The sequence below is a fragment of the Streptomyces sp. NPDC025638 genome (assembly GCF_055558775.1).
Genome location: NZ_JBVHLX010000026.1, coordinates 1 through 21,688, shown reverse-complemented (window position 1 = coordinate 21,688; position 21,688 = coordinate 1). Strand labels below are relative to the sequence as shown.

22 protein-coding genes and 1 pseudogene are annotated in these 21,688 nt (G+C 72.3%); 5 read left to right on the top strand and 18 right to left on the bottom strand.

Features of this window, described 5'->3' with window-relative positions; genetic code table 11:
- The 8 genes from ACZ4EG_RS41740 to fabD form a co-directional block, all read right to left on the bottom strand.
- Positions 1-2,355, bottom strand: coding sequence for a beta-ketoacyl synthase N-terminal-like domain-containing protein (locus ACZ4EG_RS41740; protein ID WP_467794342.1), 2,355 nt, complete (start codon positions 2,353-2,355; stop codon positions 1-3).
- A 38-nt stretch (positions 2,356-2,393) separates the two neighbouring features.
- Positions 2,394-3,683 carry a beta-ketoacyl-[acyl-carrier-protein] synthase family protein gene (locus ACZ4EG_RS41735; protein WP_453560291.1) on the bottom strand — a complete coding sequence of 430 codons (1,290 nt, stop codon included), beginning with the start codon at positions 3,681-3,683 and terminating at the stop codon, positions 2,394-2,396.
- Positions 3,680-4,102, bottom strand: coding sequence for a 3-hydroxyacyl-ACP dehydratase FabZ family protein (locus ACZ4EG_RS41730; RefSeq protein ID WP_453560289.1), 423 nt, complete (start codon positions 4,100-4,102; stop codon positions 3,680-3,682). Before ACZ4EG_RS41730 ends, ACZ4EG_RS41735 begins: the two co-directional genes overlap by 4 nt.
- On the bottom strand, positions 4,099-5,376 hold the full coding sequence (locus tag ACZ4EG_RS41725) for a beta-ketoacyl-[acyl-carrier-protein] synthase family protein (protein WP_453560287.1): 1,278 nt from the start codon (positions 5,374-5,376) through the stop codon (positions 4,099-4,101). The genes ACZ4EG_RS41730 and ACZ4EG_RS41725 overlap by 4 nt, the downstream gene beginning before the upstream one ends.
- On the bottom strand, positions 5,373-5,825 hold the full coding sequence (locus tag ACZ4EG_RS41720) for a hotdog family protein (RefSeq protein WP_263217268.1): 453 nt from the start codon (positions 5,823-5,825) through the stop codon (positions 5,373-5,375). The genes ACZ4EG_RS41725 and ACZ4EG_RS41720 overlap by 4 nt, the downstream gene beginning before the upstream one ends.
- 29 nt (positions 5,826-5,854) lie before the next feature.
- The gene (locus ACZ4EG_RS41715; protein ID WP_467794341.1) at positions 5,855-6,622 is read right to left on the bottom strand and encodes an SDR family NAD(P)-dependent oxidoreductase; all 768 of its coding nucleotides are present in this window, start codon (positions 6,620-6,622) and stop codon (positions 5,855-5,857) included.
- 283 nt (positions 6,623-6,905) lie between these two features.
- Positions 6,906-7,328 (bottom strand): acyl carrier protein, encoded by a 423-nt coding sequence (locus ACZ4EG_RS41710; protein WP_316762619.1) that lies wholly within the window; start codon positions 7,326-7,328, stop codon positions 6,906-6,908.
- A 147-nt stretch (positions 7,329-7,475) separates the two neighbouring features.
- Entirely contained in the window at positions 7,476-8,426 is a 951-nt protein-coding gene (fabD, locus tag ACZ4EG_RS41705; RefSeq protein WP_453560412.1) for an ACP S-malonyltransferase, read from the bottom strand.
- Between the two features lie 194 nt (positions 8,427-8,620).
- Between fabD and ACZ4EG_RS41700 the strand changes: the two genes are divergently transcribed.
- On the top strand, positions 8,621-9,232 hold the full coding sequence (locus tag ACZ4EG_RS41700) for a TetR/AcrR family transcriptional regulator (RefSeq protein ID WP_467794340.1): 612 nt from the start codon (positions 8,621-8,623) through the stop codon (positions 9,230-9,232).
- Between the two features lie 238 nt (positions 9,233-9,470).
- Here ACZ4EG_RS41700 and ACZ4EG_RS41695 read toward each other — a convergent pair whose 3' ends face one another.
- Complete coding sequence (locus tag ACZ4EG_RS41695; RefSeq protein WP_467794339.1) at positions 9,471-9,623, bottom strand: hypothetical protein; 153 nt, start codon at positions 9,621-9,623, stop codon at positions 9,471-9,473.
- A gap of 178 nt (positions 9,624-9,801) precedes the next feature.
- Here ACZ4EG_RS41695 and ACZ4EG_RS41690 point away from each other — a divergent pair, with 178 nt between their 5' ends.
- On the top strand, positions 9,802-10,188 hold the full coding sequence (locus ACZ4EG_RS41690) for a hypothetical protein (protein WP_467794338.1): 387 nt from the start codon (positions 9,802-9,804) through the stop codon (positions 10,186-10,188).
- A 16-nt stretch (positions 10,189-10,204) separates the two neighbouring features.
- Here the strand turns inward: ACZ4EG_RS41690 and ACZ4EG_RS41685 are convergent.
- Positions 10,205-10,333 (bottom strand): annotated as a pseudogene (locus ACZ4EG_RS41685) (LexA family protein); the annotation flags it as partial.
- A 260-nt stretch (positions 10,334-10,593) separates the two neighbouring features.
- On the bottom strand, positions 10,594-11,811 hold the full coding sequence (locus ACZ4EG_RS41680) for an FAD-dependent monooxygenase (RefSeq protein WP_467794337.1): 1,218 nt from the start codon (positions 11,809-11,811) through the stop codon (positions 10,594-10,596).
- A 189-nt stretch (positions 11,812-12,000) separates the two neighbouring features.
- Between ACZ4EG_RS41680 and ACZ4EG_RS41675 the strand changes: the two genes are divergently transcribed.
- The 3 genes from ACZ4EG_RS41675 to ACZ4EG_RS41665 all read left to right on the top strand — a co-directional run bounded on the left by ACZ4EG_RS41675 (position 12,001) and on the right by ACZ4EG_RS41665 (position 13,355).
- On the top strand, positions 12,001-12,474 hold the full coding sequence (locus ACZ4EG_RS41675) for a DUF1772 domain-containing protein (RefSeq protein WP_390712934.1): 474 nt from the start codon (positions 12,001-12,003) through the stop codon (positions 12,472-12,474).
- Positions 12,475-12,872: 398 nt separating this feature from the next.
- Entirely contained in the window at positions 12,873-13,022 is a 150-nt protein-coding gene (locus ACZ4EG_RS41670; RefSeq protein ID WP_453560273.1) for a hypothetical protein, read from the top strand.
- Positions 13,023-13,205: 183 nt separating this feature from the next.
- The gene (locus ACZ4EG_RS41665; protein WP_467794336.1) at positions 13,206-13,355 is read left to right on the top strand and encodes a hypothetical protein; all 150 of its coding nucleotides are present in this window, start codon (positions 13,206-13,208) and stop codon (positions 13,353-13,355) included.
- Positions 13,356-13,449: 94 nt separating this feature from the next.
- Here ACZ4EG_RS41665 and ACZ4EG_RS41660 read toward each other — a convergent pair whose 3' ends face one another.
- The 7 genes from ACZ4EG_RS41660 to ACZ4EG_RS41630 all read right to left on the bottom strand — a co-directional run.
- Complete coding sequence (locus tag ACZ4EG_RS41660) at positions 13,450-15,012, bottom strand: class I adenylate-forming enzyme family protein (RefSeq protein ID WP_467794335.1); 1,563 nt, start codon at positions 15,010-15,012, stop codon at positions 13,450-13,452.
- Positions 15,013-15,040: 28 nt separating this feature from the next.
- Positions 15,041-15,862, bottom strand: a complete 822-nt coding sequence (locus ACZ4EG_RS41655; RefSeq protein WP_453560266.1) for an AfsR/SARP family transcriptional regulator — start codon at positions 15,860-15,862, stop codon at positions 15,041-15,043.
- A 408-nt stretch (positions 15,863-16,270) separates the two neighbouring features.
- Positions 16,271-17,098: a 4'-phosphopantetheinyl transferase family protein gene (locus ACZ4EG_RS41650; RefSeq protein ID WP_453560263.1), complete on the bottom strand. Its 828-nt coding sequence runs from the start codon at positions 17,096-17,098 to the stop codon at positions 16,271-16,273.
- Entirely contained in the window at positions 17,095-18,753 is a 1,659-nt protein-coding gene (locus ACZ4EG_RS41645) for a beta-ketoacyl synthase N-terminal-like domain-containing protein (RefSeq protein WP_467794381.1), read from the bottom strand. Before ACZ4EG_RS41645 ends, ACZ4EG_RS41650 begins: the two co-directional genes overlap by 4 nt.
- A gap of 21 nt (positions 18,754-18,774) precedes the next feature.
- On the bottom strand, positions 18,775-19,542 hold the full coding sequence (locus ACZ4EG_RS41640) for a phosphopantetheine-binding protein (RefSeq protein WP_467794334.1): 768 nt from the start codon (positions 19,540-19,542) through the stop codon (positions 18,775-18,777).
- A 124-nt stretch (positions 19,543-19,666) separates the two neighbouring features.
- On the bottom strand, positions 19,667-20,491 hold the full coding sequence (locus tag ACZ4EG_RS41635) for an AfsR/SARP family transcriptional regulator (RefSeq protein WP_467794333.1): 825 nt from the start codon (positions 20,489-20,491) through the stop codon (positions 19,667-19,669).
- A gap of 237 nt (positions 20,492-20,728) precedes the next feature.
- Positions 20,729-21,688: acyl-CoA carboxylase subunit beta (locus ACZ4EG_RS41630; protein ID WP_467794332.1), on the bottom strand; the 960-nt coding region annotated here is incomplete at its 5' end.

Genomic DNA, 21,688 nt, shown 5'->3' with positions numbered 1-21,688 from the left:
TCACTTCTCCGTAGCGGGACGCAGGACGAGGCTGATGTGGGTGCCGCCGAGCGAGGAGCTGTTGATGAGCTGGGGCCCTTCGTCGACGCCGTGCTCCCAGCCGGTGACCGCGAGCAGGGCGGCCAACTGGGCGCCCGCGCCGATGGGTTCGCCGACGATCCGCTTGGGGGTGTGCACGGTGGCCCGGGTGGACAGCCGGTCGGTGGCCAGCGCCTCGGGGGCGTCGGCCCGCTTCAGGCCGGCCGCGTTGGCCCAGATCCCGGTCAGTTCCCCGGCGCTGACCCCGGCGTGGTCGAGGGCCTGGCGCATGGCCCGCTCCACTCCCTGGCCCTGCGGGTCCCAGCGGCCGACGCCCTGGGCGTCGGAGGCGGTGCCGTGCCCGGCGAACTCGGCCAGGATGCGCGCCCCGCGGGCCCGCGCGGTCGACTCGCGTTCCAGGACGAGGGTGATGCCGGCCTCGGCGAGGGTGTAGTCGGTGTCGTCGAACAGCGGCAGTCTGCGGTAGGCCTCCAGCACCCCCGGCGAGAGGTCCTCCACGGCGGGCACCAGCACGGCCTCCGCCCGGTGCTGCACCAGCAGGTCGTGGGCGACGGTCAGGGCGGAGGCCCCGGCCGCGTGCCCGGTGGTGACGGTCGACGTCGGGCCCTTGGCGCCGACGTTCATGGCGACCTGCCCGGCGGCGGCGTTGAAGACGGTGTTCGGGAAGATCGCCGGGCTGCCGTGGTCGGGGCAGCCGGCCAGGACCGGCAGCAGGAACTCCTCGATGCTGCGCATCGGGCCGAGTCCGGTGCCGAGGACCACGCCGACCCGCTCGTCGGCGGTGATCCCGGCGTGCTCCAGCGCGCCGCGGCAGGTGGCCACGGCGAGCTGGCCGAGCCGGTCCATGCGGCGCCGCTCGCGCGGCGGGATCGCCTTCGGGTCGAAGTCGGCACGGGCGACGTGCAGTCCGTCCTCCTCGGCGCCCAGGACCCGTCCGTCGCGCCAGGCCTGCCACAGCGCCTCGGCGCCCTCGCCGGCCGAGGTGACCGCCGCATACCCGGTGATCACGACCTTGTCGTCGGCGGAGTCGGCCGGCGCCTGAGCGGGGGTGCGCTCGTGGCCGGGACGGCCGAAGGCGACGCACGCGTTGGCGCCGGCGAAGGCGAAGTTGTTCGACAGCGCCGTGTGCATGGCCAGCGGCCGCGCGGTGGGCACCGCGTCCAGGCCGCACTTGGGGTCCACCTCGGTGAAGTTGGCGGTGGGCGGCGCGATCTGCTCGACCAGCGCCTGCACGGTGACGATGGCCTCGACCGCGCCGGCCGCCCCGAGCAGATGCCCGATCATGGACTTGGAGCTGCTCAGCGCGGTGTTCTCGGCGGCCTCGCCGAGCGCGGAGCGCACCGCGTTGCTCTCGGCCGAGTCGTTCTTCGGCGTGCCGGTGCCATGGCCGTTGATGTAGGCCACGTCCTCGGGGTCGATGCCGGCCGACTCCAGCGCCGCGCGGATGGCACGGGCCGCGCCCTCGCCCTTGGGGTGCGGGGCGGTGGCGTGGTAGCCGTCGGCGGACAGGCCGTAGCCGAGGACCTCGGCGAGGATCGGCGCGCCCGCGGCGCGGGCCACCGACTCCTCGGCGAGGACCAGCATGCCGGCGCCCTCGCCGAGCGAGAGGCCGTCGCGGTCCCTGGAGTAGGGCGCGGCGGGCTTGGTGGACAGCGACTGCAGGCTGGTGAACCCGGCGAACGCCGTCTCCGTGAACGCGTCGCTGCCGCCCACGAGCATGGCGTCGACACGGCCCGCGCTGATGGACTCGCTGGCGTGGGCGATGGCGTGGGCGCCGGAGGCGCAGGCGGTGTTCACCGACAGCGACGGGCCCTTGAGCCCGAAGGCGCTGCTCACCGCCTCGGCGATGGACTGCGGCGGGACCAGCAGATTGTGCCGGCCGTCGTCCTCGGGCGAGACGCCGTCGGCACCGCGCCGGGCCAGTTTCTCGGCGCTGCGCAGACCGCCCATGCAGGAGCCGAGGGCCACGCCCCAGCGCTCCGCGGGCACCTCGGTCAGGCCCGCCTGGCTCAGTGCCTCCTCGGCCGCCAGCAAAGCGAAGTCCACGGCCGGTTCGCGTTCGCGGCCGCCGAAGGAGGCCAGGTAGTCGTAGGTGGGGCGGCGTTCGGTACGGACTTCGCCGCCGATCTCGGTGGCGCAGCCCTCCATGGGCATTCCGCGCACCGGGGTGATGGCCGCCTCGCCCGACCGTATGCCCTCCCACAGTGCCGTGGCGCCGTCGCCGTGGGCGGTCACCGCGCCCACACCGCAGACCACGACCCGCCGGGACCGAGCGCCGCGATCCGGCGAGATGTTGCCGTGCTCGCCGTGGCTCATGTCCGCGCTCCTTTCGGATGTGTCCTCGGATATGTCCGTCATGAGGTCCGCTCCAGGGCGATGGCCACCGCCTGGCCCTCCAGGCCACGGGCGACGGCCAGCGCATGGCCGGGCCGGGTCTCGCGCGGGGTGAGCGGGACGTAGTCCAGGTCGCACTCCTCGGCGGGGTTGTGGAGGTTCTGGGTGGCGGGTACGACACCGGAGTCGAGGGTCAGCGCGGCCACGGCGGCGTTCAGCGCCCCGGCTCCGCCGACCAGATGCCCGGTCTGCGGCTTGACGCTGCTGATCTGCGCGGCCTTGGCGGCCGTACCGAGCGCGTCGTGCAGGGCGATGGTCTCGCTGGCGTCGCCCTGTCGGGTGGCGCAGCCGTGCGCGGCGATGTAGCTGCCGTCGGGGAAGGAGCCGCCCGCGTCGCCGAGCGCGCGGGTGATCGCCCGGGACAGGCCGCGGGCGCGGGGCTGCGGGCTGGGCGGGCGGACGCAGTCGTTGCCGGAGCCGAAGCCGGTGACCTCGGCGTAGCAGCGGGCACCGCGGGCCAGGGCGTGCTCGCGCTCCTCCAGGATGAGGAAGGCCGCGCCCTCGCCGAAGACGGAGCCGCTGCGGTCGCGGTCGAACGGCCGGAAGGCCTCCTTGCCCAGGTCGGTACGGTCGCTGAGCACGCCGATCCCGTCCATCTTGGACATCGCCCACCAGCCGGTGGCGTCGTCGTAGCCGCCGGCCACGACCACGTCGGCCTCGCCCCGGCGCACCGTGCGCATGGCCCGGCCGACCGCCATCGCGCCGGAGTCGGCGGTGCCGGCGAAGTAGGCGTTGGCGCCGCGGATGCCGAACTTCTCGGAGATGTGGAAGCCGGCCGCGGGCTGCAGACCCTCGACGAAGAACAGCGGGGCGATCACCGAGGAAGCGGTCTGGCCCAGCTTGTGCAGGTCCGGGGTGCCGTCCGGGGAGCGCACGGACTGGAGCTGGGAGATCAGCTCGTCCATGCGGGGCATTTCCTTGTTGCTGCCCAGGAACAGGCCCGTGCGGTGACCGAGGTCGCCCGCGTCCTCCAGGCCCGCGTCGCGCAACGCCAGGATGGCCGCGGCCAGGGCCAGTTGGTCCCCGCGGCACAGCATGCGCAGGGTGCGCCGCTTCGCCCACTGGTTCGGGTCGAAGTCGTGGATCTCGGCGCCGATGCGGGTGTTCAGCGGCGTCGGGTCGTAGGACTGCAGCGGGCCGATGCCGATGCGGCCCTCCAGCAGGTTCTCCCAGGTCGGTGCGGCGCCCTGGCCGATCGCGGTCATCAGGCCGATGCCGGTCACCATCACGCGTCGCCTGTCGTGGCTCATGCTGTGCCCTCCCAGGGCTCGTCGGCGCTCACCAGCGCCAGGGAGCGAGCGGTGGCGACCACCCGGTCCCCGACCCGGGCGGTGGCCCGTACCTCGGTCGTCTGCTGGGTGCCTCCCGTCACCTCGGCGGTGATGTGCACCTGGTCCCCGGGGCCGACGAAGTGCTTGAAGCGCACGCCCCGGACGGATGCCAGGCGCCAGGCCCGCTCGCCCCCGACGGCGGCCTTCGCCAGGGCGGCCATGCTCTCCAGGAGCAGCACCCCGGGAAGGATCGGGAAGCGCGGGAAGTGGTGGTCGAAGTACGGGAGGGTGTGGGGGATGTTGCGCACGGCCACGGCCCGGCGGCCCGGTTCGAGTTCCACGATCCGGTCGAAGGCGGGGGCCACGGCGCTCGTACCGGCCGTCCGGGTCGTACTCATGCGTCCTCCCGCGGCGCACCGATGACGATGCTGGTGTTGCTGCCGCCGAAGGCGAACGCGTTGATCAGGGCCGCGCCCACCGGCATCTTGCGCGCGGTGTGCGGCACGTAGTCGAGGTCGAGACCGGGAGCGGTGCGCTCCAGGTTGACGGTGGGCGGCACCAGCGAGTGCCGCATGGCGCCGATCGCGGCCAGCACACCGAGGCCCAGGCTCGCCGAAGTCAGGTGCCCGGCCATGGACTTGGGGGCGCTGACCACCACCTTCTGGGTGTCGGCGCCGAATACCTTCTTGATGGCGACCGTCTCGGACTGGTCGTTGCCGTGGGTGCTGGTGCCGTGCGCGACCACGTAGTCGATGTCGCCGGTGCCGAGGCCGGCGTCCAGCAGGGCCCCCTCCATCGCCTGGATCGCGCCGGAGCCGTCGGGCGGCGAGTCGGTGATGCGATAGGCGTTGAGCGTGGAGCCGTAGCCGAGGACCTCGGCGAGGATCTCGGCGCCGCGCTCGACGGCGGCCTCCCGCTCCTCCAGTACGAGGGCGACGGCGCCCTCGCCGATCACGAAGCCGCTGCGGTCCGCGTCGAAGGGCCGCGAGGCGCGCTCGGGGTCGTCGTTGTGCTGGTCGGTCAGGGCGCCCAGGAGGCTGAAGCCGAGCAGGTCGAGCCAGGTGGTCAGGGAGTCGTACCCACCGGCGACCATCACCTTGGCGTCGCCCTCCTGGATGGCCCGGAAGGCCTCGCCGATGGCGTGCCCGGAGCCGGAGCAGGCGGTGCTGATGCCCAGCATCGGGCCGGTGCCGCCGATCATCCGGGTCATGGCGGCGAGCGGCACGTTCTGGTCGTCGGTCAGCGTCACGGCCGGCGGACGGCAGATGAACGCGTCCGGGTTGCCGGTACTGGCGCGCAGATGGCCGATGTCCAGCAGCACCTGCAGTTCGGGCCGGCCGACGCTGGCGCCCATGGCGACACCGCGCTCGTCGGCGCCGTACACCTCCTCGGAGAGGGTGTCGAGCCCGGCCTTGCGCACCGCCTCCCAGGCGGCCGCGACGCCGAACTGGCCCACGCGCGAGAGGTGTTTGCGCCCGATGTGCTTCGGGATGGCTTTGGCCGCATCGAAGTCCTTGACCTGTGCGGCGATGCGCACCGGGAACCCTTCGGCGTCGAAGGTGGTCAGCCGACCCACCCCGTTGCGTCCGGTGGCCAGGCCCTCCCAGGTCGTCTCGGCGTCGTTGCCGAGCGGGGTGACCGCTCCCACCGCGGTGATCACTACACGTTTCATCCCACCGGCCCTCCGCCCTGCAGCTGGTGCGCCATGCGCCTGGTGTTGTCAGGGTCGTCGAGCCGCTCGGCGTCGATGAGCGCGCACAGGATGCCGGTGGCCTCCAGGACGCTCTCGCCGTCGACCGTGACGGTGCCGTCCAGGATGGCGGCCTCGTCGGTCATCGACTCGATCGTGGCGTGCATCTGAAGCACTTCTCCGGGGGCCACGTCCCGGTGGGCGGTGGCCTCGCCGACCGCGAGCAGCGCCGCACGCAGCCGGTGGTCGGTGCTGATCATGATCAGCCAGGTCGCCGCCTGGCACAGGGCCTCCAGTGCGAGGCCGAAGGGCAGCGCCGGCCCGTTCGGGGTGGCCTGCCAGTACGTCTCGTCGACCGAGGTGACCTTGCGCGCGGTGATGGTCTCGCGCGGGGTGAGTGTCTCGATCCTGTCGATCAGATGGAATCGCATCGTCGTCCCGTCTCCCGTCCCCCGCCGCCCTACGGGCGCCCGATGCCGAGCTGGGCGGTGAAGCCGCCGTCGACGGTGAGCAGTTCGCCGGTGGTGTAGGCGGAGTCGGGTCCGGCGAGGAACACGGCGGCCGCCGCCACCTGCTCGACCGTGGCGAACCGGCGCAGCGGGATCTGCCGCTTGATGCTCTTGCCGCCGTCGCGCTGGAAGACCTCCTCGACCAGTTCGGTCGGCGTGAAGCCGGCCAGCACCGCGTTGACCCGGACCCCGAAGCGGGCGAGTTCGATCGCGGCGCAGCGGGTGAAGGAGTTCAGCGCGCCCTTGGAGGCCGAGTAGTTGGACTGGCCGATCCAGCCGCTCTCGCCCATGGCGGAGGAGATGTTGACGATGGACGCCTCGCCCTGCGCCATGAACTGGTCCATGACGGCGTGCGTGGTGTGGTACGCGCCGCCGAAGTTGACCTTCATGACGTTCCACCAGGCGTCGGGCGCCGAGTCGTAGATCAGCCCGTCGTCGCTGATGCCGGCGTTGTTGACCAGGATGTTCAGCGAGCCCAGCCCGGCGGTGGCCTCGTCGACCAGGCGCCTGGCCTCCTGGGGGTCGGAGACGTCGGCCCCGACCGCGACGGCCCGGCCGCCCGCCGCTTCGATCTCCTTGACCACGGCCAGCGCCTCCTCCTGGCGCGAGCGGTAGTTCACTGCGACGGCCGCCCCCTGTTCGGCCAGGGCCAGGGCGATGGCCCGGCCGATGCCGCGGGAGGCGCCGGTGACCAAGGCGGTACGGTCCTTCAGCTTCATCTCTCTCTTCCCGTTTCTGCTACGAGGTGGGCGGCCTGGCTGCCGACGGGACGGGCCCGGGGCAGGGCGGGGCGGGTGGTGCCGGGGCCTGTCGTCAAACTCCCGTCGTCCGCCCGAAGGGCGGGCCTTGCGGCGTCATGGGGGTCCCCCTGCTCGAAGAGCTTGGGGGAGCGTGCATGGCGTCGTGGGGCAGGCGGGGGTTTGACGACAGGGCCCGGGCCCCACGGCCGGTGTCCGGGGCGCCATTGACCCGGACACCGGCCGCGAAGGACATGGGCGCCGCTCAGGCGGACGCGGCGGCCTTGGCCCGCTCGGTCAGGAGGTCGGTGAGGTTCTGGACGGTGAACAGGCCCAGCACGCCCTCGGCCGTCAGCGGCTCGTCGAGCTGGCTGCGGTCGAACTGCGGCAGGACGCTCTCCAGGTGCGTCAGGCCGCGGTCGTTGACGACCTCGTTCTCGTCGCCGAACTCCTCGTCCGGGATGCCGCCCTGGAGCAGGTCGGCGATGTCGGAGACGGTGATCTTCACCTTGGTGGCGCGCTCCAGGCGGAAGAGGATGTCGAGCAGGTCGATCGACTCCGCGCCGAGCTCGCCCAGCAGGGTCGCCTCGGGAACGGCCTCGGACTCGTCGATGCCGAGGGCGTCGGCGACGGCCGCCTGCACCGCGGACAGGTAGTCGGTCGACGTGGGAATCAGGGTTTCGGACACCGTTGGCTGCCTTTCGGGTGGTGAGTACGCGCCGGGGGCTCAAAGCGCCCCCGCCACGCGGATGGTCGGGAGGTCGGGAGGTCGGGAGCCGGAGCGGACAGGGAAGGGACCGGGGCCGGCGTCCGGTGCGCCGACGGCCGCGGCCGGTTACGCGGCGACCGCGGAGGCGGCCGCGTCCTGGCGCAGGTCGCGCAGGAGCGTGGTGATGCGGCGCGCGTCGTTGGTACTGCGCACCTGGGCGTCGGGCACGGTCCGCTTGGCGAAGCCGCTGAGCACCCGGCCCGGGCCGACCTCGAGGTAGCCGTCGACCCCGTAGGAGGCGGCGGCGTCCAGCACGTCCACCCAGCGCACGGGACCGGCCAGCTGACGCCGCAGCAGATCGCGGGCGTGCGCGCCGTCGCGCACCAGGGCACCGGTCACCGAGCTGAACACCGGCAGCCGGGGGGCACCGAACTCGACCCGCTCCAGCTCCGCGGCGAACTCGTCCTCGATGACCTGCATCAGCGAGCAGTGGAAGGGCGCGGAGACCTTCAGCGGCACGGTGCGCTCGGCGCCGGCCCCGTTCGCCAGCCGTACGGCCTCGTCGACCGCGGCGCTCTGGCCGGAGATGACCGTCTGGCCCGCCTCGTTGTAGTTGGCCACCTCCACCACGCCGGATGCGGCGGTGGCCGCGCAGATCTCCTCGATCTTCGCGGGCGCGAGGCCGATGATCGCGGCCATCGCCCCCGAAACCCGGCGCGAGACACCGGCCATGAGCTCACCCCGGCGGCGCACCAGACGCAGCGCGTCGTCGGCGTCGAGGACACCGGCGACGACCAGGGCCGTGTACTCGCCGAGGCTGTGCCCCGCGGCCGCACCCGGGACGAAGCCCGTCTCCTGGTGCAGCACCTGGTACACGGCGAGGCTGGTGGCGACGATGGCGGGCTGGGCGATCTCGGTGGGCTCCAGCTCCGACTCCGCCGCCGTGCTGCACAGTTCGGTCAGCGGCAGGCCGGTCGCCTCCTCCGCCCGCTCCAGCACGCGTCCCGCCGTGCGGGGATGCTCGCGCAGCAGGTGCTCTGCCATGCCGGCGCGTTGCGATCCCTGTCCGGGAAACATCGTGAATTGGTTGTCGCTCATCCCCGTTCCTACCTCACTGAATTGTGGCGGCGTGGGTCATCGAGCCGTCGACGAGCGGTTCTCGACCCCGTGAATCTCGCACCCCGCTCTGGCGCATTCCTTGAATGTGTCTCGAAAACGGATTCGGCCGGTTTTCCTTGACGCGGCGGGCGGGCACACCCGAGCGTGTTGCCATGCCGAGGATGAGCGCGCAGGAGAGGCGGACGGCCGTGGTCGGCGCGGCGATGATCGAATTCGCCCACCGCGGATACGACGGCACCTCGACGCAGGACATCGCGCGGCGCGCGGGAGTCTCGCAGCCGTACCTCTTCCGGCTGTTCCCCGGCAAGCGCGCGCTGTTCCTCGCCGCGGCGACACGCTGCGTGACCGAGACCGCACGGCTGCTGACGGGGGCGGCCGAGGGCCTGGTGGGCGAGGAGGCGCGGCACGCGATGGCCATCGCCTACACCCGGGTCATCGTGAAGGAGCCGGAACGCCTCCTGATGCAGATGCAGGTGTACGCGGCGGTGGCGGGCGCGGAGGCCGCGGGCGACCACGAGTTCGGCGAGACGGTCCGGGCCGGCTGGCAGAGCCTGTGGCAGGAGGTCCACCTGGCCCTGGGCACCGACCCCGACGACACGTCCTGGTTCATGTCCCGAGGCATGCTGGTCAACACCCTGGTGGCCCTGAACTTCCCACCGGAGCACAGGGTCTGGGAGGCGCTGGATCCGTCGATCGGAGTGGAGACGGTGGACCGGGGGCAGCCTGGTTCACGCTCAGGACCAGATTTTCCGGAGCACCCGTGAACCGCCTTGAGGCGCTGCGCCGCGGGTTGGACGGGGTCGCCTGTCGGACGCAGACCTCGTTCTGAATCGGACTCGTCGTGCAGTTCGTACCCGTGGCTGGAAAGGACTCTCCCTCTGGCGTGACGGAGGATGCCCGGCTACGGCCCGGCCGTCGCGTACCTGGAGATGCACGGGGAGCGGGTGGACACGAAGTTCGAGGTCTGGCGCGTGTCAATCCCCTCGAAGTGTGGAGTCCTTCCTATGCAGCCAGTCCCACGGTGAGGCCGGCCCAGTACTCGTTCTCGTAGTCGATCGGGCTCTTGAACCCGCACACGCTGTGTAGTCGGCGGCTGTTGTAGATGTTGCTGATCCAGGTGGCGATCAGTACGGCCTGTCGGCCCAGTCGTTCCACCCGAAGATCGGGGGCGCGCGCCTGTACGCGAACACTCTCGAGCGCACGATGGCAGGCCTGAGCCTGTAGCCGTCCGAGTACGGGTACTCATGCCCGGCCCGGCCGTCCTGGTGGACAGTGACGGTCGGGCCGGGCGTACGACGATGGAGAGGCAACTGTTCATGAGAGGCGGACAAGCATGAGGGCCTTCGCGCGGCGTGCCGCCGGCTCGAAGACCGTGTGGGGATCGTTGGCGGTGATCGTCCTGTTCGCCGTCTCGGCCTGTTCCACGACCCCGGACCGTGCCGTCAGCGACAAGCAGTTGCGCAAGCTCGGGGAGAGCGGGCAGGCGGTGCGGGCCCGGGAGCGGGCGGAGCAACGGCTGGAGCACGAGACCGCGAACCGCTCGGCGTACGAGGACGCAAACCGCACACTCCTCCGGCGTGCGGACCGTCTCGTCGCGGTCTGGAACGGCGAGCCCCCGTCCGGTAAGGGCGGCGGCACTGCGGACACCGTCCTCGAAGCCCGCGACGCCGGCCTGTCGGTCGACGTCGTCTGGCCGGACGGTGCAGCACGGCGGAGCTGACGCGACGCAGCCGTCGTCACCGTGTGAGCCGGATGCCGCGCGGGCGGCCGGGCTCGCGGATGATGGCGCCCTTCACCACCAGTTCCCCCAGCTGGTAGTGCACGGACGCGCGGCTGCTCATCCCCACCGCCCGGGCTATCTCCGCGACACTGGGAGCGGAACACCCCCGCGTCGGCGGGAGGACAACGGCACGTACCCCGAGCCCTACTGCCGGGACGGAAGCCTCGCCGAACGGCTCACCGCACTCAGGTTCCTAAGAAGATCACCTACAAAGCACCCGCGCCATCTGAACACGGTCCGCGCTACCCCAGGGGGCCGTCGGATCGCTCCCCGGCCGGCGACTGCCCGACAACGGTGATCTCAGTCGCCCCGCCGCGAGCCGGAGAGAATCCCACGAAGCGGGCGTCAGTCCCCAGTGGTCGGAGTCGCAGCCCGCCGGGAGGCATCCCGCTTGGCCCACCGCATCCCATACGCGACCTGCCCCTGCTCAGCCGCCTGGAAGGCCTTCGTGTTCCAGTTCTTGCGCATGAAGGACTCCCGCATCCTGATCAGCAGCGAGTTCTCCACCGCGCCCATCTTCCCGATCCGCCAGGCGATCTTCTGCAGCGGAGCGGTCCGCGTCCGCCGCTCGGCCTCGTACCGGCGCAGCGCCGCGACCGGGTCGCCCGGCTGGTCGAGGTACTCGGCGAGCACCAGGGAGTCCTCCAGCGCCTGGCAGGCGCCCTGCCCGATGTTGAAGGTGATCGGGTGCGCGGCGTCGCCGAGCAGCGTGACCCGCCCCCGGCCCCACTCGCGCTCGGGCTTGCGGCCCTCGACGTCGCCGCGCAGGATCCACTCCTCCGGCGTGGCCCGCAGGATGTCGGCCACCGGCCCGGCCCACCCCTCGTGCCGGCGCAGCAGCATCGCCCGCGCCGTACCGGGCTTGTCGCGCCCGCCGGGTGCCCCGTTGGCGACGCTCATCCAGTGCACCAGGCCGGGCGCGACGTCGTAGTACGTGAACCGGGTGCCCGGTCCGAAGATCGCGTTGAAGGTGCCGGGCGGGATGTCGGCGTGCTCCATCGGCGCCCGGCCACGCCAGGCGATGTAGCCGCTGAAGCGGTTGCGGGCGGGCCCGAACAGGCAGTCGCGCACGGCACCGTGGATGCCGTCGGCGCCGATCAGCAGGTCGCCGCGCTCGCTGCCGCCGTCGGCGAAGTGCACCGTCACCCCGTCCGCGTCCTGGTCGAAGGACACGACGTGGGCGCCGGTGCGCAGCGGCGAGCCCTGCAGGGCGTCGCGCAGCACACCGTGCAGCTCGGACCGCTCGACGGCGATGGTGGGTGCCCCGTACCGCTCGATGAAGTCACCGACCGGCCAGGCGCCCAGCACTTCGCCGCGCCAGGTGCTGAAGTGCGCGACCTGCTGGACGGGCGCGACCCGCAGGACCTGCTCGGCCACGCCCAGGTAGTCCAGCGCGAGGACGCCGTTGCTCCAGATGTGCAGGCCCGCGCCGCCGTCGCGCAGCGACTCGGCGCGCTCGAACACGACGGTCTCGAACCCCCTCTGCTGCAGTGCGAGGGCCGCGGCCAGGCCGCCGATCCCTCCGCCGGCGATGAGTATGCGACGGGCACGTCCTATGGCCATCTCTTGGTCTCCTCGTGGCTCTGTCCGGGCGCAGGTCCGGTGCGAAGTCCCCGACGGAACAATGTTGTTGTCAACGCTAGCATTCGGAGCGGCGACCAATATAGTCTCGAAAGAGTATCTAGCATCGACATATCCGTGTGGCTCAGGACCACATGCCAACCGGCAGACCCACAAAGGTGGTTGTGTGTGATGGAAGCGCTCCTGCAAACGCTGGCCGTGATAGCCACCATGGCCAACGCGGTGGTCTACGGGACCGACGTCTTCTCCGCCCTGGTGCAGCGGCCCGCCATGGCCCACGTCGACGACGTGGTGCTCACCAGCGCCATGGGCCAGACCCACCGCTTCGGCGACCAGCGCATGCCGGTACCGGGCGTGTTCGGGCTGGTGGCGACGGTTGCCACGGTCGCCGTGGCCGCCGTCGACGGCAAGGCGGTGCCGGCCGTGGCCGCGGGCGTCGCGGCCGTGTCCCTGGTGGTGTGGCTGGCCATCTACAACAAGGTCAGCGCCCCGGTGAACAAGGAGCTCACCGGCGCGGCCCTGGACTGCCGGGTCGCCCCCGACGCCCGTGGACTCCAGCGGACCTGGGACAGCGTCATCAACGCCCGCGTGGCCCTGCAGGCCCTGGCGCTGGGCGGGATGTGCGTGGCGCTCGTGAGCAGCTGAGCCGGCCCAACGGCCGGGCGAGCCAAGGAGGGAGGGGCCACCCCGCCGGGTGTCCCCTCCCTCCTTGCCGTGCGGCGGTACGCCCTACTGCAGGGCGATGTTGCCGAGGACGGCCTCCACGTCCACGTCCGCGAGGGCGTCGGTGACGGCCTCCGGCTCGCTGTTCGGCACGTTCTTGTTGTTGCTGGCCACGGCAGTGCCTCCTTCTCGAATTACCCGGAATCGAGGTTCGCCAGCGGCCGCCCAAGGGGTCAAGACAACTCCCCCGCATTCCGCCGGAATTCAAGACGCATTCCAGAATTTCGGCCCCGGTCCAGCGCCGCTCCGCGTGCATTCGAGCAAGCCTGAACAGGCTGTGTGGCAAACAGTTGCCAAACAGGCCGATGAAGGAGCAGGACATGCCCTCACCCCATTCCGCGGGCCGCGCGCTGCGCCGCGTGCGGCTGCGGGCCGTAGGCGCGGTCGCAACCATGATCATGCGGGACGCCGCCCCGGCCCCCGCTCCGCGCAGGACCCCGCGGCTCACCCTCTTCGCCGGCCGCCCCTGAGCCGGGGGCCCAGCCGCCGCCCCAACCGCCGCCCCAGCACCGCCCGGCCGCCGCCCTGCAGCAGTCCTCGTACGCATCTCGTACGTTCTTCGAGCACTTCTCCAGCGGTTCCCGGCAGGCTCTCGAACTGCCCGGCTCCTGCCCGGGGGCCGGTTCCTGCCCTTTTCCGTTTCCAGGGGGTCCATGATGAGGCCGTGGGCGAGCACGCCTTCCGCAGCCGATACGGCGAAGGTGTCCCCCGGCGACGAGGAGGCCGCACGGGTCACCGCGCCCCAGCCCGCCGAGCCGGTCCAGGACCAGTCCGAGGACGACATCGGCTGGCCGAAGCAGTAGGCGCGACCAGTCAAAGAAACGATTCTGCCCAGCCTCGGCGAGGAGGCCGCCGCCCTGCACGCGCCCTACAGCGCCGAACAGGGCCGCGGAACCCTCAGGCCGCCGTCAGGTACTGCCGCACCAGCATCCGCGGCACCGGCTTCACCCCGATCCTCCGGGGAAGCGCCTCGACCGCTTCGAGCCGCCGTATCTGCTCGCCGGGTCCCAGCTGGGCGTTGGCGCGTTCGGCGACGGCGTCGAGGATGTCCGGCGCGTCCCGGACATCCTCCCGCAGCACGACCCCCGCCCACACCGACGAGCCGGTGACGGGATCGGGGACGTCGGCGACGGCGCAGTCCGCCACGCGGGGGTCCTGGCGCAGCACGCGCTCGACCACTCCGGGCGCGACGACGGCGTCGCCGCAGGCGAAGGGGGAGCCGGACCGGCGCACCAGGTGCAGTTGGTCGTCCAGGTCGAGGTAGCCGACGTCGCCCGTGGCCAGCCAGCCGTCGGCACGGCCCGAGGGCACCTGCGGGCCGCGGATCTCCACCTCGCCGTCGGACCACACCGGCGCGGGCGCCCGGGTGACGGGGTCGACCACCCGGCACTCGGTCCCCGGCAACGGCACGCCCACCGCGCCCCGTTCGGGCCGTGCCCCGGGCGCCTGGACGTGGGAGAGCGCGCTGAGCCCGCCGACGCCGTAGCCCTGCAACACGGGCACCCGCAGGGTGTCCCCGAGGCGGCGGGCGACGACCGGTTCCAGGGCCACGCCGGCGGACAGTACGGCCCTCAGGCGGCCGCCGGGCAGGGCCGTGCGGTGGTCGGCGAGCCGCTCGTCCTCGGCGAGCCGGGCGAGCCGGGTCGACAGCCCGTAGTAGTGGGTGGCCTGCCGGCTGCGGCTCACGGTCATGCCCGCGCACGGGTCCGTGTCGCTCACCAGCACCTGCTCGGCCCCGGCGTGCACGGCGGCGCCGAGCAGGGCGGGATGGTAGGCAGGCATCTGGTTGACCACGACGCTCGCGGGGTCCAGCTGATGGGCCACGGCGATCTGCGCGGCGTTGGCGAGCAGATTGCGGTGGCTCAGGCGCACCTCGCGCAGCCCCGCGGCGGGATGCGGCACGAGCTGCACGCAGGCCACCGCGTCGAGGTCACCGACGGGAGTCCGGAACGGCGTACCGGGTACGGCGTTCAGGGCGTCCGCCAGCGGCACGGCCACGCCATCGTTGTCACCGTCGGTGACAACGATCGTATGCAGTGACGGCAGCCGCCCCTCCTCCGCCTCCGCGGTGAGCAGCTCGGCCAAGGGGCCGGGCACGAAGGCGACTTCGGCCCCGGCCGCCGTGCACAGCTCGCGGGCGGCCGCGGATCCCGCCGCCGGGTCGAGCAGCGCCAGCAGCCGTCCGCTGCGCACCGCGCCGAAGTACAGCGCGGGAAAGGCGGCGTCCAGGGCGCAGGCCACCACGACGGCGGAGTCCGCCCGCCGCAGGGCGCCGTCGATCCAGTGGGCGACGCGGTCGGCCTCCCGGTCGAGCGCCTCGAAGGTCGTGGTGTGCCCCTCGGCGGTACCCCCCTCGGTGGTGCCCCCCTGGGCGGTGACGGCCGGCCGGCCGCCGGCGCGGGCGGCGGCCCGCCGCAGCAGTCCGTCCAGGGGGCTGTCCAGCTGTCTCAGGATGCGCACGGCGAACTCCCCTCTCCGCAGCCGGGGCTCACGCCGCGAACAGGTCGAACGTGGAGGTGTGCCGGGGGCCGGCCAGGACGTCCAGCTGCGGGTCGACGGCCAGCATGGCCTGGTGCAGCCGCTGCAGTTGGGGCGAGGGCTCGACCCCGAGCTCGTCGATCAGCCGCATCCGCAGCCTGCGGTAGACCTCCAGTGCCGACGCCTGCCGCCCCGACCGGTACAGCGCCACCATGACCTGGGAGTGCAGGCCCTCGTGCTGGGGGTGGCGGGCGGTCAGTTCGGTGAGCTCGGCGATCAGTTCGGAGTGCCGACCGAGCCTGAGCTCGGCGTCGATGCGCCGTTCCACGGTCACCAGCCGGCTCTCCTGCAGCCGCCGTACCTCGATGTCGAGGATCGGTCCGACCCGCACGTCCACGAGTGCCGGGCCCCGCCACAGGTTCAGCGCGGCCCCGAAGCGGGCGGCGGAGACCTCGCTGTCGCCCACGTCGAAGGCCGACTGTCCCTCGCGGATCAGGCGCTCGTAGTCGTGCACGTCCACCGATTCCTCGGGGATCTGCAGCAGATAGCCACCGTGCCGGGTGGCAAGGACTTCCTTGGCGCGTCCGGGCGCGCCGGGCCCCATCGCGGTGCCCAGGCGCCTGCGCAGCTGGAGGATGTAGGTCTGCAGGGTGGTCAGCGCGCTCTGCGGCGGCCGGGTCGACCAGATCTCCTCCATGAGCGTGGGTACGGGCATCACACGGCCCGGATAGAGGGCAAGCAGTGCCAGAATCTGCCGCGGCTTGCTCGCGGACGGAACGATGGATCCCCCGTCGACCTCGGCACTCAACGGACCCAGAACCTGAATCCTCACGGTCTCCTCCGTACTCGTCGAGTTCCTTGTCTCTTTCCTTCCAGTGGCCAGAATTGTGCCTCCACTTCAAGGCAAGCTAGCGGCATTCCCCTTCTTCCAGTCAATTCCTCTAGCGGTTCTCAAGCGAAGTCCCATGGGCGGTATTGCGCTTTCGATCAGGCCCTTTCAAGAGCAACTGTGCGAGTGTCACATACTTGCTCGTCAGACCGGCCAGGACGTGCGGAATTCAACATTCCGTCGAGCGCCGGCAAGGTCTTCCAGAATTTCGATCAACACTCCGGGTCAATAACTTGAGAATTTCCGCACAAGCCCCTGCGACAGACATCGAAATAGCGATGAAGTGCACACGGAAGACGGGCGCCGAAGAACGTCACGCTCTTTCCTGGCGTCCTTCCGGAAACCGGCCCGTTACGCGGCAGCGGCGTACGTGTCTCCTCCCACGGGCTCGGGCAGCAGGAACCTCTGCGGCGCCGACCGGCTCCAGGGGAAGCCGCGGTTGAGGTGGACGACCGCCTCCTCGTTCCCGTCCGCGGGCACGGCCACGGCGACCAGCACCCCGGGCACCGGCTCCAGTTCGAGGAACCGCCAGGGGCGTCCGGTGTCGTCGGCGGGCGGTGTGAAGGCGCGTACTCCGCCCTCGTCGTCCAGGGTGAAGACGAAGCTGTCGAACGGGATGCCGAGGCCAAGGCCGCGCGCCTTGGAGTACGCCTCCTTCAGCACCCACACCCGCAGCGCGCGCCGGTCCCGCTCGGGCCCGGGGTCGGCCTCCCGCACCCAGTCGCGCTCCTGCGGCGAGATGGCGTTCACGATGGTGGCGATGGCGTTCTCGTCGCGTTCCGCGATCCGCTCGACGTCCACGCCGATACGGGCCTGGCGCACGATGCCCAGGAAGTTGTAGCCGCCCGCGTGGGAGAGGTTGAAGTCGAGCACCCGCCCGCCGCGCGAGGCCAGATCGGAGGTGGGCCGCAGGAAGGGCCGCCCCCGTGCCGAGCGCCAGATGACCAGCTCCGCCTCGGCCAGCCCCGCCTCCAGCGCCAGGGCGCGCCGTACGAGGGTGTGCGCGATCAGATACTGGAGACGGTCGCGCTCGAAGAGGAACTTCCCCGCGGTGCGCCGCTCCTGGGCGTCCAGCCAGTGCTCGGCGAGCAGCCGGGCGATCTCGGGGCTGAGCCCGTCGTTGGGACACAGCCAGAGGGTGACCTCGGCCGTGTCCGCCTCCTGTGCGGCAGCCGTCACGTCTGCGCTCCTCGGGGCCATGCCGCGCTCGGGGGCAGTTCCGTCACCGGCCCCGCAAGGTGGGCGCGGCCCGCGCCCAGCACGTCGACACCGGCCAGCCACAGCCGGATCAGCTGCTCGAAGCGCCGGCCCTCCCACAGGGCGTCGACATAGGCGCGGGTCTCGGGAAGTCCGGCGAGCAGCAGCGGTTCGGCGGGCGGGTCCCGCAGATCCGCGCTGTGCACCGGCGGTCCGTCCGGCAAGTCCTCGGAGCCGCTCCGTGCCGCGAACGCGGCCAGCGCGGTGGCGAGTTGGGAGGTGTCGTACGCCACCAGCGCCAGACGGCACTCCAGCGCAGCCCGTCCCAGCCTCAGTTCACGGGCCACGGCGGGCAGGGCGGGCGCGCGGGGGCCGGTGACGCGTTCACGGTCGGTGAGCCAGGCGGCGAGCCGTTCGGCGGTGGCGGCGAGGTGCCCGGGCGTGGCCGCCGACAGCAGTACGAGGTGCGGCCCGCCGTCGTCCTCCCCCGGTGCCCGCGCCACGGGCGACGGGTCCGGATCCGGGTCCGGCTCACGTAGCACCACGACCGCGTGCTGGGCGTCCGGCGCGTGCACGCCGACCAGGACCGTGCGCGGCAGTGTTCCCCCCTCGGGAGCGCGCCCGGCCTCCCAGACGGCGGGCCGCGGCCTGCCCGGCCCCGGAAGCAGGGTGGCATGGCGCAGTTGGAGGACGGCACGGGTCAGCGCGGTCGCCGCCGCCTGTCCCGCTCCCCCGGCCCCGGCGCCGTACCCGTCCTCCTCGACCTGCACCTGCGCGGCCGGTGTCCCGGCGGCCCGCAGGGCCCGGCGCCGCAGCCGGTCGCGCAGCGCGGGGTGCGCACCGCGCCCCGGATGCCCCACCGCGCTGGCCGGTACGACGGCGTGCACGACGTCACCGGCGGCGCGCGCGGCGGCGCGCGGCTTCAGCAGTACGGCGCTCGTACCACCGGCGGTCGTGCCACCGGCGCCCGGCTCGGTGCCCGCGACGAGGGCCGCCGCGCACTCGCCGGCGCGCAGCGCGCCGAGGGCCAGGTGCAGGGCGGTGAGGAACGAGGAGGGCCCGGTGTCGATGTCCTGGCTGGGGCCGCGCAGATCCAGGATGCGCGAGAGGCGGGCGGCGCCGCCGACCGCGAACACCCCGACGCTGCGGCGCTCGCCGTCCGGGCCGGTCAGCGCGTCGAGGCGGGCACCGGCGTACCCGGCGGCCTCCAGGACCTGCCGGGCGCCGGACAGCAGGAGCCGCTCACGGGAGTCCATGCGCGCCGCTTCACCGGGGTCCGTCCCGAACGGGTCGGGGCCGACGGCCTCCGCGCCTCCCGGGACGCTCTCCCGCACGGCCGCACCACGGGCGCGCAGTTCCGCCTCCCAGAAGGCGTCCGGACCGTCGGCCCCCGGCCAGCGCCCTTGCAGTCCCACGACGGCACACCATCCGGCGCTCGGGGAGTCGGCGGGAGGGTCGGCGGAGGCGAGGGGCTCGGGCCGGACGGCCGGCGCGACCGACGGCACGGAAAGCACATGTGGCACGTCGGGAGCGACCGGTGCCTCCAGTGCGTCCGATGCGCCCGCCAGCAGCTCCAGCGCCCGTCGGCGTTCCAGGGTGCCGTCCTTGAACCGTGTGAGTATCTCCCGGCTGTCCATGGACACGGAGCGCTCCGCGCCTCAGGCCGGCCGGGTGCCGAGCAGGGCGGCCGCCTCGTCGACGCTGAGCAGATCGTCACGGACCGCGTCCAGCAACGCCTCCAGGTCGACCTGCGCGCCCGGAGCGCCCGATGCGGCCGACGCGGCCACCGAGGGCGACACCGACGGCTCCGCAGGCACCGGCGGCACCACGTCCCCGGACGCCGAATCACCCCCACCCGCACGGGAGTTGGCCGCGACATGCGCCGCGACCGAGGCCAGGTCGGGGTGGTCGTAGAGCAGCGCCGTGGGTTCGCGCAGCCCCCAGATCCGGTTGACTCCCTCCACGAACTGCGCGGAGAGGATGGAGTCCAGGCCCAGCAGGACGAAGGGGACGTCGGCCTCGATGTCGTCCGGTGCGCAGCCGAGGATCCGCGCGAGCAGGCCGCGCAGTCGGTCGAGGACGTCGCCGTCGTGGTCCCCGGCCGGGACCGGTGCGGACACGGGCACGGCCGGGTCGGATGCGGCACCGCCGAGTTCGGCGGCCAGCCGGTCGGCCAGGGCTTTCGGCGTCGGGTACTGGTAGAGGGCGTCCGGCGGCACCGAGGTGCCGAAGCGAGTGTTGAGCGCACCCATGAACCCCACGCTCAGCAGGGAGTCCAGCCCCAGCACCGCGAAGCTCTCCTCGGCGTCGACGGCCTGGGCCTCGACAGCCACGAAACCCGCCAGCAGCGCGGTGAGTTCGGCCAGCACGTCGGCGGCCGGCATCTGCGGGGCGGGGTGCCCCGGCGGGGGCGAGGCAGCAGTCATGGTGGCGTCTCCAAGGTCGGTTCCCGGGTGGCCGTCTGCGCATTGTGCAGGCTGGTTCACCGCGACCGCATCGCCGTCCGGGGTGATCCACGGGCCGCCGACTCGCTCCTGCGAGGGAGGTGAATCAGCTCGCCGCCAGGGCCGCCTCTCCCGGTACCTCGGCGGCCGAGACCTGGATGGAGTGCTGCAGCCGCTGCAGCCGGGGCGACGGCTCCAGCCCCAGCTCCCGTACGAGCGTGGTGCGCAGCTGCCGGTAGACGTGCAGGGACTCGCTGCGCCGGCCGGAGCGGGCGAGGGCCAGCATGAACTGCGCGTGCAGGTTCTCGTGGGTGCGGTAGCGGCTGGTCAGAACGATGAGCTCGGCGAGCAGTTCGCGGTGCCGGCCGAGGTGCAGGTCGGCCTCGATCCGCTGGTCGAGCGCGCACAGCCGACTCTCCTCCAGCCGCTTGGCCTCGCGCGCCAGCAGCGTGCCCTGCTGGATGTCGGCGAACGCCGGCCCGGTCCACAGGTTCAGCGCCTCGGTCAGCCGGGCGGATGCTTCGGCGTAGGAGGCCGCGTCCATGGCCCGGTAGCCCTTGCCCGCGAGGTTCTCGAACCGGCGCACATCGCTGCTGCCGCCGCCGGCGGCGAGCAGATAGGCACCGGGCAGGGTCACGAGGACGTCCTTGGCGCCGCGCGGGAGCCTGTCCCGCGCCCCCGGCTCGTCGGCGGCGAGGGCGAGTGCCCGGGCGATGTGGTCGCGCAGGTGCAGGACGTAGGTCTGCAGGGTCGTACGGGCGCTGCGCGGCGGCCGCCCCTCCCACAGCTCCTCGACCAGGTCCGTGACGGGCACGGCGTGATCGGCGTTGAGCGCGAGCAGGGCCAGCATCTGACGCTGTTTCGGCGCGGTGGGAGTGACCGGCACTCCGCCCTCCCGCACCGCCAGGGCCCCCAGTACGTCGATGTCCAACGCCGTCTCCCTACGACAAGTACAGCCAAGAACAGCACGAACGGTCGGCCAATATCATACCGGTCGCGCGGCTTTAGGTCAGCGTCGGCCCGGCAAATTGGCTGGGAGCCCTCCCGTGGACCCCCTGCGAAGCCTCAACTCTGCCACATTCCCGACGAAAAAAAGTACCGTCCGGTCCCCTTCTTGAGGAGAACCGGACGGTGCGGTGTCTTTGTGGGACGGTTACTGCGGGGTCGGCTACTGCGGGGGGTTGCCGTGCTTGCGGGAGGGCAGGTCGGCGTGCTTGGCGTGCAGCATCGCCAGTGACCTGATCAGCACCTGCCGGGTCTCGGCCGGGTCGATGACGTCGTCGACCAGACCGCGCTCCGCCGCGTAGTACGGGTGCATCAGCTCGGCCTTGTACTCCTCGACCATCTGACGCCGCATCGCCTCGGAGTCCTCGGCCGCGGCGATCTGCCGCCGGAAGATGACGTTCGCGGCACCCTCGGCGCCCATGACGGCGATCTCGTTGGTCGGCCAGGCGTAGGTCACGTCCGCACCGATCGCCTGCGAGTCCATGACGATGTACGCGCCGCCGTACGCCTTGCGCAGGATCAGCGAGATCCTCGGCACGCTCGCGTTGCAGTAGGCGAACAGCAGCTTCGCACCGCGCCGGATGATGCCGTCGTGCTCCTGGCCGACGCCGGGCAGGAAGCCGGGCACGTCCACCAGAGTCATGATCGGGATGTTGAAGGCGTCGCACATCGTCACGAACCGCGCCGCCTTCTCCGACGACTCGATGTCCAGCACACCGGCCAGGCTCTGCGGCTGGTTGGCGACGATGCCGACGACCTGGCCGTCCAGCCGGGCCAGCGCGCAGATCACATTGCGCGCCCAGCGCTCGTGGACCTCCAGGTACTCGCCGTCGTCGACGATCTCCTCGATCACCTTGGCCATGTCGTACGGCCGGTTGCCGTCGACCGGCACCAGGTCCAGCAGCGCCTCGCAGCGCCGGTCGGCCGGGTCGGCGGTCGCGGCGTGCGGCGGGTTCTCGCGGTTGTTCTGCGGCAGGAGGGAGAGGAGGTAGCGCACCTCGTGGATGCAGGTCTCCTCGTCGTCGTAGGCGAAGTGGCACACGCCGGAGGTCTCCGCGTGCACGTCCGCGCCGCCCAGACCGTTCTGGGTGATCTCCTCACCGGTGACCGCCTTGACCACGTC